The 12,817-nt window shown below is 70.1% G+C and carries 11 protein-coding genes; 6 read left to right on the top strand and 5 right to left on the bottom strand.

What is annotated here, in order from left to right; all coding sequences use genetic code 11:
* Window positions 1–219 precede the first annotated feature (219 nt).
* A complete protein-coding gene (locus OHA37_RS05035; protein WP_266902875.1) occupies window positions 220–1,848 on the bottom strand; it encodes a carboxylesterase/lipase family protein in 1,629 nt (542 codons plus the stop codon).
* Window positions 1,849–2,151: 303 nt separating this feature from the next.
* Here OHA37_RS05035 and OHA37_RS05030 point away from each other — a divergent pair, with 303 nt between their 5' ends.
* The 5 genes from OHA37_RS05030 to OHA37_RS05010 are packed head-to-tail and all read left to right on the top strand — an operon-like array spanning window position 2,152 to window position 6,706.
* Window positions 2,152–3,333: an ABC transporter substrate-binding protein gene (locus tag OHA37_RS05030; RefSeq protein ID WP_266902873.1), complete on the top strand. Its 1,182-nt coding sequence runs from the start codon at window positions 2,152–2,154 to the stop codon at window positions 3,331–3,333.
* A gap of 1 nt (window position 3,334) precedes the next feature.
* Entirely contained in the window at window positions 3,335–4,213 is an 879-nt protein-coding gene (locus tag OHA37_RS05025) for a branched-chain amino acid ABC transporter permease (RefSeq protein WP_266902871.1), read from the top strand.
* On the top strand, window positions 4,210–5,232 hold the full coding sequence (locus OHA37_RS05020) for a branched-chain amino acid ABC transporter permease (protein ID WP_266902869.1): 1,023 nt from the start codon (window positions 4,210–4,212) through the stop codon (window positions 5,230–5,232). Before OHA37_RS05025 ends, OHA37_RS05020 begins: the two co-directional genes overlap by 4 nt.
* Window positions 5,229–6,002 carry an ABC transporter ATP-binding protein gene (locus OHA37_RS05015; protein ID WP_266902867.1) on the top strand — a complete coding sequence of 258 codons (774 nt, stop codon included), beginning with the start codon at window positions 5,229–5,231 and terminating at the stop codon, window positions 6,000–6,002. The genes OHA37_RS05020 and OHA37_RS05015 overlap by 4 nt, the downstream gene beginning before the upstream one ends.
* On the top strand, window positions 5,999–6,706 hold the full coding sequence (locus OHA37_RS05010; RefSeq protein WP_266902865.1) for an ABC transporter ATP-binding protein: 708 nt from the start codon (window positions 5,999–6,001) through the stop codon (window positions 6,704–6,706). Before OHA37_RS05015 ends, OHA37_RS05010 begins: the two co-directional genes overlap by 4 nt.
* On the opposite strand, the gene OHA37_RS05005 is transcribed toward OHA37_RS05010, so the two are convergent.
* The 3 genes from OHA37_RS05005 to OHA37_RS04995 are packed head-to-tail and all read right to left on the bottom strand — an operon-like array spanning window position 6,680 to window position 10,038.
* Window positions 6,680–7,873 carry a pectinesterase family protein gene (locus OHA37_RS05005; RefSeq protein ID WP_266902863.1) on the bottom strand — a complete coding sequence of 398 codons (1,194 nt, stop codon included), beginning with the start codon at window positions 7,871–7,873 and terminating at the stop codon, window positions 6,680–6,682. The two genes, OHA37_RS05010 and OHA37_RS05005, sit on opposite strands and share 27 nt — an antisense overlap.
* 51 nt (window positions 7,874–7,924) lie before the next feature.
* Window positions 7,925–9,214 (bottom strand): pectate lyase family protein, encoded by a 1,290-nt coding sequence (locus OHA37_RS05000; RefSeq protein WP_266902861.1) that lies wholly within the window; start codon window positions 9,212–9,214, stop codon window positions 7,925–7,927.
* A gap of 2 nt (window positions 9,215–9,216) precedes the next feature.
* Entirely contained in the window at window positions 9,217–10,038 is an 822-nt protein-coding gene (locus OHA37_RS04995; protein WP_266902859.1) for a rhamnogalacturonan acetylesterase, read from the bottom strand.
* 144 nt (window positions 10,039–10,182) lie between these two features.
* Here OHA37_RS04995 and OHA37_RS04990 point away from each other — a divergent pair, with 144 nt between their 5' ends.
* Window positions 10,183–11,427, top strand: coding sequence for an RNA-guided endonuclease InsQ/TnpB family protein (locus OHA37_RS04990; protein ID WP_266902857.1), 1,245 nt, complete (start codon window positions 10,183–10,185; stop codon window positions 11,425–11,427).
* A gap of 12 nt (window positions 11,428–11,439) precedes the next feature.
* Here the strand turns inward: OHA37_RS04990 and OHA37_RS04985 are convergent, their stop codons facing one another.
* Window positions 11,440–12,780: an ABC transporter substrate-binding protein gene (locus OHA37_RS04985; RefSeq protein WP_266902855.1), complete on the bottom strand. Its 1,341-nt coding sequence runs from the start codon at window positions 12,778–12,780 to the stop codon at window positions 11,440–11,442.
* Window positions 12,781–12,817: the final 37 nt, after the last annotated feature.

Below are 12,817 nucleotides of genomic sequence, written 5' to 3'. Positions count from 1 at the left end.
CCTGTGCCCCGGGTGTGGCGGCGACGTGACGGAAAGCTACCGGATCCTCACGTGCGGACCTATGCCTTCCGGCCGGTAACTCACCTGGTGGACACCACCGTTGCCCGAGGCGACGAGCGTGGCCCCTGCCGGCAGCCCGACGAGATGCCCGCGGCCCCGGGCCCGCGCCACCTGCAGGGGGTCACCGGCCCCGCGCCGGCGACCCCCTCGATCGGACGGTCAGCGCCCTGCCGGATGGTGCAGGCGCCGCCAGTAACCCGCGAGGTCGTCCACGGCGTTGGTGACCGAGTCGAAGGCCATCGTCGTGCGGGTGTCCTGTTCGTAGCGGCCCCATTGCGGCATGGGGTGGTGATGGGGGGCGCCGGTGCGGATGAAGGAGATCCAGGCCGTGTGCATCGTCGAGGCGAGGCCGTCACGGACCCTGGGATTCAGCCCCGCCAGGAAGGGAGCCTGCGACCACTTGTCGAAGTTGTCGAACACGAACGGCAGCTCCAGGCAGTGCGCCGCCGCGAGTTGACCGCCGTGCGCGGGCGTCGGAAGGTTGAACTGGTAGGCCCAGACCGGACGTCCCCGGGCCGCTCGCCGTTCGGCCAGCGCCACGGCGGGCATGCGGAACAGTTCGTCGGTGATCAGGTCCATCAGTACGTCCACGGGACGGGCGCCGGGCCGGGCCTCTTCGTACGCCGTGTACGCCTGCTCCGCCCGGTTTCCGAAGGTGTCCCGCGCCCGGGCGACCACCTGCTCCCTGGTCGAGGCGGCGTACGGCTCGCTCAGCGCGAAGGCGAAGTTGGCCTCCTCCCTGGTCCAGCCGATCAGGACGTCGATGTCCGCCCCGGCTCCGCCGAGCAGCAGGTCGGCGGGGTCGCGGTCCAGCGTGACCCCGTCGAGCACCGGCAGGAACGGGGTCGACCAGTAACCCCACCGTCCGGTGCGCCCGAACATCTCGAAGGTGGCGGCGATCAGGCGTGGCCAGGGCACGGCCCGCAGCTCCGTCACGTTCCTGACCTTCAGGACGTCGAGGAAGGAGGCGGTGCGTTCGAGGGATTCGCTGCGCGTGGGGATCTTCAGTCCGAGCGGCGGGCTCTGCAGGATGGCGCGCCGGAACAGGGGGCGGCGCTTGGGCCGGACACCGGCCAGCGCCGCGACCGACAGCGCGCCGCCGGACTGGCCGGCGAGGGTGATGTCGTCGGGGTCGCCGCCGAACGCGGCGATGTTGTCCCGTACCCAGCGCAGCGCGGCGAGCTGGTCGGTGAGCCAGAAGTTCCCCCCGGCGCCGTCCTCGCCGAAGTAGAGGTAACCCAACGGACCGAGGCGGTAATTGAGGGTCACGACGACGAGGTCCCCGTCGCGCGAGAAGGTTTCGCCGGAGTAGCCCGGCATCGATCCGGATCCGGAGATGAAGCCGCCGCCGTGGATCCACACCATGACCGGCCGCTTGGCGTCGTCGGCTCCGGGTGTCCAGACGTTGAGGGTGAGGCAGTCCTCGTCGAAGGGGGGCGAGCCATGGGTGCCGAGCACCTGGTCGCCACCCTCCCGGTACGGCTGCGGGGCGCTCGGACCGAAGGCGGTCGCGTCGCGCGTTCCCTGCCAGCCGGGGTGGGGCTGGGCCGGCCGCCATCGCAGGGCGCCGACCGGCGGTGCCGCGTAGGGCACGCCCTTGAACGCGGCGAGGCCCCCTTCGGTGCTGCCGCGCAGCCGCCCCGAAGGCAGTTCCACGACGGGTGAGGGCTCGGCCGTGCGCGGGGCGGCCTGCGCCGCGCGCCCGCCCGCCGCCCCGGAGAGCAGTGCGGTGCCCGCCAACACCCCGCTGTTCTTGAGGACTTTGCGCCGTGATGGATCGTCGGTCATGGTGCTTCACTCCCTGACTGATCGGGTGCCCGTCGCCGAAATTTCTATAGCGAAAATTTGACGAGGGTCAGTATTGCTCCATGCTTGGGGTGGGGGTCAAGGGGTGCGGGGCGGGCGTGGGCGTATATCTTGCGAAGTTCTTGACGGCCGTCGAAAAAACGCGATAGACACGTGTCATCACGGCCACGGCCGACGGCCCGGGCCATCCCGGAGAGCCGGATCTTCCACGCCTGGGACTGCCCGAGGCGCCCCCATCAGCAACATCCCGCCCTCCAGGGCCGGTTGACTACGTACGGAGTTCCCATGGCAGGTCGGTTTCGTCCCGTTGGTCTGGTCGTCGCATCGACGGCACTCTTGCTGACCACGGCATGTGGTGGTGCGAGCCTCGGGACCGGCGAGGAGAAGCAGGGCGGGCCCGTGAAGATCGGGCTCCTCGTCCCGAGGTCGGGGACCTACAAGGCGCTGGGCGACGACATGAAGCAGGGCTTCGAGCTCTACGTCGCGCAGCGCGGCGGAAAGCTCGGCGGCCGTGAGGTGGAGATCGTTGTCGCGGACGAGGGGGAGACGGCCGACTCGGGCAAGGCGGCAGCGGAGAAGCTGGTCAAACAGGACCGGGTGCTCGCCGTGAGCGGGGTGGTCAGCTCGGCCACCATCAACGGGGTCAAGGACCTGTTCGAGACCGGCAAGGTCCCGCTCGTCGGCTCGAACGCCTCACCCACGACCCTGACCGGGACCACCTACATCTGGCGCACCTCCTACGTCAACGACGAACCGGGCAAGGCGCTCGGCAAGCACGTGGCCGAGAAGGCCGGCGGACCCGTCTTCCTGATCGCCGCGGGATACCAGGCGGGCAAGGACGAGGTGGAGGGCTTCAAGTCCACCTTCCTCCCGGCGGGCGGCAAGCAGGCGGGGGAGGAGGTCTACACGCCGTTCCCGGGGACCAAGAACTTCCAGCCGTACCTCGCACAGATCGAGAAGTCCGGCGCGAAGGCCGTCTTCTGCTTCTACGCCGGCGGCGCGGCCGTCGACTTCGTCAAGCAGTACCGGGACTTCGGACTGGCCGGCAAGATCCCGCTCTACGCCCCCGGCTTCCTCACCGAAGGAGGCGTCCTCAAGGGACAAGGAGACGCGGCCAACGGCATCCTCACGGCGCTCAACTACAGTGCCGACCTGAACAATTCGGCGAACAAGCAGTTCGCGCCGGCGTACACGGCCGCCCACGGTGCGGCCCCGACCACGTACGCGATGGCGTCCTGGGACGCGGCGCAGGTCCTCGACAAGGCGATCGGGGCGGCCGGTTCCGCCGGCGCCGCGGTGACCTCCGAATCGGTCAACGCGGCCATCGCCCGGGTGGGGGAAATCGACAGCCCGCGCGGCACCTGGCGGTTCAACGCCGGCGGGACGCCCGTCCAGCCCTGGTACCTGCGCGAGGTCAAGCAGGGCGTCAACACCGTCAGTTCCGAGCTCGGCAGACTGGGCGGCTGACATGTCCGGATGGTTGGACGGCAACTTCGTCAGCGTCATCGACGGGGTCGCCTTCGGTCTGCTGCTGTTCACGATCGCGGTCGGACTCTCCCTGGTCTTCGGCATGATGGACGTGCTCAACCTCGCGCACGGCACGCTCTACCTGGCCGGCGCCTACGTCGCCTACGCCCTCTCCGACGGGACCCTGACGGGTCTCCTCCTCGCCCTGCTGGCGGGCGCCCTGGTGGGCACCCTGGGCGGGGCCGCGCTGACCTTCCTCACCCAACCCCTGGCCCACCGGGGCCACTTGGACCAAGCCGTGCTGACGCTCGGCATCACCTTCATCGTGGCCGACCTCCTCGCCGCGGCCTTCGGCGGAGACGTCCTGCCCACGGACCCGCCCACGGCGCTGCGCGGGACGGTCGGTCTCCTCGGCCACGCCTATCCGGTCTACCGGCTGGTGTTCATCGCCGTCGCGGCCGGCCTCGCCCTCCTCGTGTACCTCGTCTTCGAGCGCAGCTCGCTCGGAGCCCTCGTACGGGCCACCGTCGCCGACCGGGACATGGTCCGCGCGCTCGGTGTGGACGTCCGCAAGGTGCTCTACGGGGTCTTCGCGTCCGGCGCCGCCCTGGCAGCCGTCGGCGGAGTCCTCGGGGCGCCGATCCTCGGCCCCGGGCCGGGCGTCGACGAGACCGTCCTCGTCCTCTCCCTCGTCGTCGTGGTCGTGGGGGGCCTCGGATCGGTGCGCGGCGCACTCGCCGGAGCGCTCCTGATCGGCCAGGTGCAGACCCTCGGGGTGGCGCTGCTCCCGGAGTACGCCCCCTTCCTCCTCTTCGGCACCATGCTCCTCGTCCTCGTGCTCCGCCCGCACGGCCTGGTCGCGTCGGCGGTGCGCGCATGAGCCCGTCGGCATCCGCACCCACACCCGCACCCGCACCCACAACCGCATCCGCATCTCCCGCCTCCGCGATACGGCGGCGGCTGTCGGCCACCGCCGTGGCCGGCGCACTCGCCCTGGCCCCCTTCGTGCTCGGTCCGTACGCGATCGGCACCCTGTCGCGGATCCTGGTGTTCGCCCTCCTCGTGCTGAGCGTGAACCTGCTCACCGGCCTGACCGGGCTGCCGACCCTCGGCCAGTCCGCCTACTTCGGCGTCGGCGCGTACACGGCGGCGATCACGGCGACACGGATCACCGACATCGGACCGCTCCAACTCCTCATCGCCGCAGGCGTCTCCGCGCTGGTGGCCGTGCCGACCGGCTGGCTTGCCGTACGAGCCCGGGGCGTGGTCTTCCTGATGCTCACGCTGGCCATCGGCGAGATCGCCTACAGCGCCGCCGTCAACTGGAAGTCGCTGACGAACGGCACCGACGGGATGTCGGGCATCCCGCCCGTCGTCCCCCTGCCCGGCATGCCCGCCCTGGAGCTCGACGGGCTGGTCTACTTCTACGTCCTGGCCGTGTTCCTGCTGCTCTTCGCGGCGGTCTCCCGCCTGGGCTCGACCTCGTTCGCCCTCGCCCTGCGCGGCATCCGGGACAACGAGCCCCGCATGCGGGCGATCGGCTACCCCACCCAGCGGTACGCCCTGACCGCCTACTGCGGCGCAGGGGCGCTGGCCGGCGCCGCAGGGGCCCTGTGGGTCTCGGTGCAGCGGTTCGTCTCGCCCGGCGACGCCGGCTTCGAGATCGCCGCACTGGCCCTGCTGGCCGTGGTCATCGGAGGCTCCGGCTCGATGCGCGGGGCCTGCGCGGGCGCCGCGCTCGTCTGGCTCACCCGCGACTACCTCGGAAACCTCGAAGTCGTCTCCGGACGCGGGCCGTTGCTGCTCGGCCTGCTCTTCGTCATCGCCGTCTACGCGCTGCCCCGAGGACTGGCCGGCGTACGGATCCCGCACAGGCTCACCCGAAAGAGGACGGCGTGACAAGCCAAGACCACGGCCTACTGGAACTGCGCGCGGTATCCCGGCACTTCGGCTCCTTCCGAGCCCTGGACGAGGTCGACCTGACGGTGCGGCCGGGCGCCCGGCACGCCGTCATCGGCCCGAACGGCGCGGGCAAGTCCACCCTGTTCGGCCTGATCTCGGGCACCTTGCCCGCCACCGCCGGAACCATCCTCGTCGACGGGCGGGACGTGACCCGGCTGCCCGTACACCGCCGGGTCGGGCTCGGCGTCGCCGCGACCTTCCAGCACTCCAGCCTCTTCATGCGCGAAACCGTGCTGGAGAACGTACTCCTCGCGGTGGCACGCCGTAGGAGCTCCGGGGCCGGTTCCCGAGCCGGATCCCGCGCCGCTTCCCGCGCCGGGGCGATCGCGAAGGCGCACGAACTGCTCGACCGGGTGGGCCTGCCCACCCGCCACGACCTCCCGGCCGCCGAGCTCTCGCACGGCGAGCGGCGCCAGCTGGAGGTCGCGGTGGCGCTGGGGACCGATCCCCGGCTGCTCCTCCTTGACGAACCGGCCGCCGGCATGTCGCCGGCGGAGACGGCGCGGCTCACCGAACTGATCGCCGCCCTGCCGGGGGAGGTGACCGTACTCCTCATCGAGCACGACCTCGACATGGTCTTCGAACTCGCCGACACGGTGACGGTCATGCACCTCGGCAGGCACCTGAAGACCGGCTCCCCGGACGAGGTGCGCGCCTCCACCGAAGTCCAGACCGCCTACCTGGGCACGATGGAGGTCACCTCGTGAACCCGCTCCTGCGCATCCGCGGACTGCGCTCCGGCTACGCCGGGGGCGTCGTCCTCGGCGGTGTGGACCTGGACCTCGACGAGGGCGGGACCGTAGCCCTCCTCGGGCGGAACGGAGTGGGGAAGACCACCCTCATCTCGACGGTCATGGGACTCGTCCGCCCCTACGAAGGCAGCGTCGGCCTCGACGGCCGGGACCTCGCCGGCGCCCGCGTCGACGTGATCGCCCGCGCAGGCGTCGGCGTCGTTCCCCAGGGCCGCAGGGTCTTCGCCCCGCTGACCGTGGACGAACACCTGACCATCGCCTCGCGGCGCCCGGCGCACGGCCCCTGGACCAGGACCCGAGTCCTCGACCTGCTGCCGCGCCTGGGGGAGCGCCTCGGACACCGCGGAGACCAGCTCTCCGGAGGAGAACAGCAGATGCTCGCGATAGCCAGGGCCCTCCTGGGCAATCCGCGCCTGCTCCTCCTCGACGAACCGTCCGACGGCCTTGCTCCGGCGATCGTCGCCCAAGTGGGCGAGGTGATCCGCGAGGTCAGTGCGCAGGGCATGTCGGTCGTCCTCGTCGAGCAGAACCTCGCCCTCGCCCTCTCCGTGGCCCGGACCGTGGCGGTCATGCACAAGGGAGTCATCGTCCACCAGTCACCCGCCGCGGAACTGGCATCCCGCCCCGAATCCCTACGACACCTCCTGGGCGTCGACTGACCCCACGACACCCCCTGGTTCATGATGGAGCCGATCGCCGTCGAACCGGCCGTCAGGAGCCCAGTCGGCCAGATAGCACTCGCGCGTCGCCGACGCGGCTTGTGAGGAAGCGAGTTGAGGGCGGTTCTGCGGGATGTCGGTTCGCGCACCGGGACCCGTGTTGCGGTACTCCGCGAAGCGCTGGGCCTGCCAGGGATAGGCGTCGCGCATGTTCGCGTACGGTGCGGTGGCGTCGATGCCCGGACCGAGCACGCTGTCACGGACGACGAGGGACGGCCATGCGGTCGGGTCCGAGCCCGGAACCCAGGGCCGGGCCAGCTTGTAGAAGCCGTCCGGTGCCTCACTGGTCACCCGGCAGCGGACGGCCAGCAGGCCGTACGGGTTGACGCGAGCGGTGGAGGGGGCGAAGACGAAGCCGTACGGGGCGCCCGCCAGATCGGCGCGCAGCAGCGTACGGAAGTGGCAGTGTTCGAACACCGCGCGGGCCCTGCCGAAGACGAAGTCGACGTCGCCCTCGACGTAACAGTGCGCGAAGTACTGGCGGGCGACGGTGGCCAGCGCCATCGAGTCGGTGTAGAGGGTGTCCTGATGTCCGAGGAACCGGCAGTGGAAGAAGGCGGACCGGTCGCCCTGGACCTTGATCGCGACTGCCTGCGTGCCGGGATTCCCGGGTAGGTCGGTGCGCAGGAAGTCGTTCGCGAAGGTGATCCACTGTGCGGTGAATCCGTCCGCCTGGACGGTTGTCGTTGCCGAACCGGTCGTGCCGTACGTGCCGCCGTCGGGCCGTGTCGTGCCGGCCGCGTTGTCGTACACGACGACGACGTCACGGGGGTTCTCGCTCGCGCCGATCCAGGTCATGGCGGTGCGGGCCGGGCTGACGGCGACGGTCTCCCGGTACCTGCCCGGTGCGAGGACCAGCGTCCAGCCGGAGCCGTCCGCCGCGTTCACGGCGGCCTGGACGGTGGTGTGGTCTCCGAAGCCGCCCGGGTGGACGTACAGGGTGCGCTCGGTGAGCCGGGCGGCGGGCGAACCGAACCGGCCGAACGGGCCGCCCCCGGGGTGGGCGGCGGCGCGGCCGCCGGACACGGCGAGCGCGAACGCCGCTCCGGCACCGGCGGTGAGCAGGGAACGGCGGCCGAGAGCGGCCCGTGAGTGGTGCGAGGGCATGCGGGAGCTCCTTCGCTGCAAGGGAGGGGAGAGGAAGCGGCGTCCGGAACGTCAGCAGATGCGGCCCGCGCCCGCACGGTGGTCGACGAGGGCGGGCACGGCCTGCGGCACGTCGACCCGGGTGCGAAGGGACGGCGTCCAGCCCGCGTCGGCGCGCAGGATCTCTTCGGGGAACTGGGCGTTGTGGACCGCGAGGAGGTCGAGCGGCGCACCGTTGACGAGGTTGCCCGCAGTGGTGACCGGGGCGTCCTTCCACTTCTTGAGGATCTTGCCGGCCTGGACGCCCCCGGCGAGCGTGAAGGCGTTCCTCTCCGCGACGAGCTGGGACTCGATTCCGATGCCCAGGCTGTAGGAATAGTCCGAACCGCGCACCACGAAGTGGTTGTTGTACGCGTCGACCTTGCCGAAACGGACCCGCGGCGCCCGCTCGACGACGTTCTTGAAGAGATTGTGGTGGAGGGTGGTACGCAGCTTGCCGCGGTCGGTGGCGCCCGCGCTGTCGCTGTTGCCGATCATCAGGGTCTTGTCGTGGTCGGCGAAGACGTTCCAGGAGACGGTGACCAGGTCGGCGCCGCGCACGATGTCCAGCTCGCCGTCGTGCTGCTGGTAGGGCTCACCGTAGTACGAGGGCAGCGAACTGTCCGGGTGGGCCCCGTCGGTGAACGTGTTGTGGTCGATCCAGACATGGGTGGAGCCGTACGCGACCACGCTGTCGTACTCGGAGTTCCACGCACCCGTCGCCCCGTCCGTAGGGTCCCACTGCGGGAAGCAGTCGAGAGGGCTCTCCACGGTCAGGTTGCGGACGACGACGTTGTCGACGCCCTGGATCTGAAGGCTGCCGCCGGTGATGCCGGCGTTCCTGCCGACGCCGACGATCGTCGTGTTGGCGGGGACGTACGCCTTGATGGCCTTCCCCTGCGCCTTGGCGGAGGCGGCGCGCAGATCCTCCTGCTCCCCGCTGACCTCGGTGTCGTGCCCCCAGACCGCGGGGTCGTAGGCGGCGAGGTACGCCGCGAAGTCGTACCCGGGAGCCTCGAAGGCCGCGCAGCCGGCTGCCGTGGCGTTCAGCGTGCCCACGACCTTGACGATCCGCGGCTCGGTGCCCGCGACGGCGAGCGCCGCACGCAACTGCTCCCAGGTGGTGACGGTGAAGACGCGGGAGGCATCGGCCGCGGCGCCGCCGCTCGTTCCCGTACCTTCGGACGCCCAGCCGTCACCGGCCGCAAGGACCTGACGGGCGGGGTCGGGCGCCGCGGGTCCGGCGTGCGCGGCGGCCGTGGGTCCGGTGACGCTCAGGACGAGGGCGGTGGCGCCCACCGCCCATGCTCGTGTGGGTCGCATGCTCAGCTCTCCTCGGAATCGGGCCAGGTGATCCATTGCGCGGGGACTTCCTCGTCGGTGCGGCGGGTGTCGCCCGGTGCGAGGGCGCGGGCGTGGAGGAGGCCGGTGGCGACCATCCGGGCCACGGCGATCGCGCCCGGCGGGTTGAAGTGGGTGTTGTCCTGCTCGGTCGCCGTCCAGTTGAAGTACGTCTTCGTGGTCTCCGGGCCGAGCTCCTGCCAGAGGGCCAGGGACTGCTCCTGGACATCGATGACGGCGACGTCCTCCTCGGCGGCCACCTGCCGCATCGCGGCCGGATAGTCCCCGTGGGTGCGCAGAGCGGTGCCTTCGGCGTCGAACCTGCGGCGCTCGACGGAGGTGGCGAGGACCGGCAGGGCCCCGCACTCGCGCGCGCCGTCGACGAACCGGCCCAGGTTGTCCTGGTAGGTGGTCCAGGGCTCGGTGTAGCGCGTGGGGTCCGTGGTCTTCTGGTCGTTGTGGCCGAACTGGATCAGCAGGAGGTCTCCGGGCCGGATCACGTCCAGGATCGCGGTCAGCCGGCCCTCGTCGATGAAGCTCTTGGTGCTGCGGCCGTTGACCGCGTGGTTGGCGACCGTGACGTCCCGGTGCAGGAAGAAGGGCAGGGCCATGCCCCACCCGGTCTCCGGGGCGGCGTCGGCGTACTTCTGCGCCGCCGTGGAGTCACCGGCGATGTAGAGGGTGCGCCCGCACCCCTTTCCCCGGGGGACGGCCGCGGCGGGGGTCGCGGTCACGGCGGGGGCCGCGGCCAGGGCGAGGGCGAGCCCTGCCCCGGCCGTGACCGCCCGGCGGCGGGTGAAGGTCACCTGATCTCTCCCAGGATGCCTCGGGATTCAGCCCTGGGAGGAATGGGTCCTTGGGGCAGAGCCGCGTAGCGGCGGAGTTCGTTGCGCATCTGTTCTGACCTGCGCTCTCTTTCGTTGTCAGTGGGGGCGGTTAGGTTGGGGAGCATGCCGACAGCAGCGATGGGCGACGGGGATACCGGGCATGCCCGGTACACCTTCCGGCTTCGCGTGTCGTCCACCGCGCTTGGCCGGCTTGAGGCGGAGTGGGCGCGGTGTCGGTGGGTGTGGAACGAGTGCGTGGCGATGTCCCGCAAGGTGCACACCCACAACAAGACGGCCGCTGAGAAGGCGACGTGTGGTCCGTCGCAGCTCGACAAGATACTGACCGGGGCCCGACGCTCGATGGCGTGGCTGCGTGAGGGCAGCAGCGTTCCGCAGCAGCAGATCATCCGCGACTTCGCCAGATCCCGCACGAAGGCCCTCAAGGACATCAAGGCCCGGTTTCCGATGCGGCAGCGTGCCGGGATGCCGAAGTACAAGAAGAAACACATGATGGACCCCACGCTCAACTACACGCAGCGCGGCTTCCGGCTGAAGGACGGGCGCCTGCATCTGGCGGGGGGTATCAGCGTGAGCGTCGTGTGGTCGCGGGATCTGCCCGAGCCGCCGTCGTCGGTGCGTGTGTACCGAGACAGCCTCGGGCACTGGTACGCAAGTTTCGTCGTCCCCACGACCGTCGAGGCACTGCCCTCCACGGGTGCGGTGATCGGCATCGACTGGGGCGTGAGGGAGACGGCGACCACCACGTCCGACGAACACGACCTGCCCCACGCCCAGTACGGCAGGAAAGCCGCCGACCGCCTCGCGCACTACCAGCGCATGATGGCGCGACGCCGCACGCCCAAGGGCAAGGCCCAGACACGGGGCTATCGTCAAGCGCGGCAGCAGGCCGCGAGGGCGCAGATGAAGATTTCCAGGCAGCGTCAGGACACCGGCCGAAAGTGGGCCAAGAAGGTGGTCCGCGACCATGACGCCCTGGCCGTTGAGGACTTCAAGGCGAAGTTCCTCGCCAAGTCCACCCTGGCACGCAAAGCGGCGGACGCCGCGATCGGTGCCACGAAGACGGCCCTGATCGAGATGGGCCGAAAGCACGGCCGGACCGTGCACCTTGTCCATCCCGCGCACACCACCATGGACTGCGCGCAGTGCGGAGCGAGAACCAAGCACGCACTACCCCTCTCGGAACGAACCTACTCGTGCATCGCGTGCGGAGCCGTGTCCCCCAGGGATAAGAACTCCGCTCGCGTGATGCTCGTCCGGGCTGGTCTCCACCCGGCTGGTGCCGATCGTGTAAGAGCTGACGGACCGCCGGTCCACAGCCCACGTGAGCCAGGAATCCCCTCCCTTTAGGGAGAGGAGGATTCAATTCTTCTGGGTCTTCCACTCGGCCTGCGCCGTGTTCAGCTGCTCGGCGAGGCTGTCCAGGAAATCCTTCGACGTGGACTTGCCGAGCAGGACCTTCTGGAAGGCGGGCTCGTTGTCGGCCTTGGAAATGGTGTTCCAGTCGGGCAGGTAGTACGGCAGCTGCACGATCGTGGCCTTGCCGCTGAAGAGGGCCTCGGCGGCGAGCTTGGTCGGCTCGGCCTTCTGGATCCAGGGGTCCTGGGCCGCCTCGGTGTTGGCCGGGATGGCGCCCGCCGACTCGTTCCACTTGCTGTTGGAGGCGTGCGAGGCGGCGAACTCGATGAACTTCCAGGCAGCCGACTTGTTCTTGCTCGACGAGAAGAGGGCGAGACCGTCGACCGGGTGGGAGACCTGCACACGGGTGCCGTCGTCGGTGGTCGGGTTCGGGACGCCCCGGAACTTCTCCGTACCGAGCGCCTTCACATGGTCCTTGTACGAGCCCAGGTTGTGGCTCACCATGCCGATCTCGCCGCTGTCCCACTGGGCGACCATCTTGGTGAAGTCGTTGTTGACGTCGGCCGCAGGGGTGTTGTTCTTGAACAGCCCCACGTACTTCTCCAACGCGGCAACGTTCTTGGGGTCGTTGACCGTGGTCTTGTCACCGTCCCAGAAGCCGGTGACCCCGCTCTGGCCGTACATGGCGTCCAGCGCCTGGGCGATGGATCCCGCACCGCCGCGGATGGTGTAGCCGAACTTGTTCGCGTCCTTCCGGGTCAGCTTGTCGGCCGCCGCGTAGAACGCGGACCAGGTGTCGGGCGTCGGCAGGCCGGCCGCAGCGAACAAGTCGGTGCGGTAGTAGAGCACACCGTTGCTGGCGGAGGTGGGAACGGTGAAGAGCTTGTCCTTGCCCCCCGCCGACTTCACGCTCTCGACCATCCCCGCGTTGAGCTTGCCCTTGAGCGCGCTGCCGTCGACGCGTGCGTCGAGCGGCTCCAAGGCGTTCTGCACGGCGATCCCGGCGAGCATCGCCGCTCCGACGCCGCCGACGTCCGGCAGGCCTCCGCCCTGAATGGCCGTGTCGTACTTGGACTGCACCTCCGTCGAGGCGATTCCGACGTAGTTCACCTTGATCCCGGGGTTCTGCTTCTCGAAGTCGGCGATGATCACCTTCCAGACGTCGGTGCGGACACCGCCGTTGTTGTCCCAGAAGGTGATCTCGCCCTTGCCCGAACCCTCGCCGCCCTTGTCACCCGCGGCGCCGCTGCCGTCGTCTCCGCAGGCGGTGACGGTCAGGGCGAGCACGCTGGTCAGGGCGAGGGCGCAGACAGCTCTGCGTCGTCCTTGACGGAAACCGGTCATCGTCGACTCTCTTCTCTCGGGGTCTCTCGGGGATGTG

This window comes from Streptomyces sp. NBC_00335 (genome assembly GCF_036127095.1).
In the GTDB taxonomy this organism is placed as follows: domain Bacteria; phylum Actinomycetota; class Actinomycetes; order Streptomycetales; family Streptomycetaceae; genus Streptomyces.
Note: the sequence above shows the minus strand (reverse complement) of the source record. Positions and strands in the feature narration are given on the sequence as shown.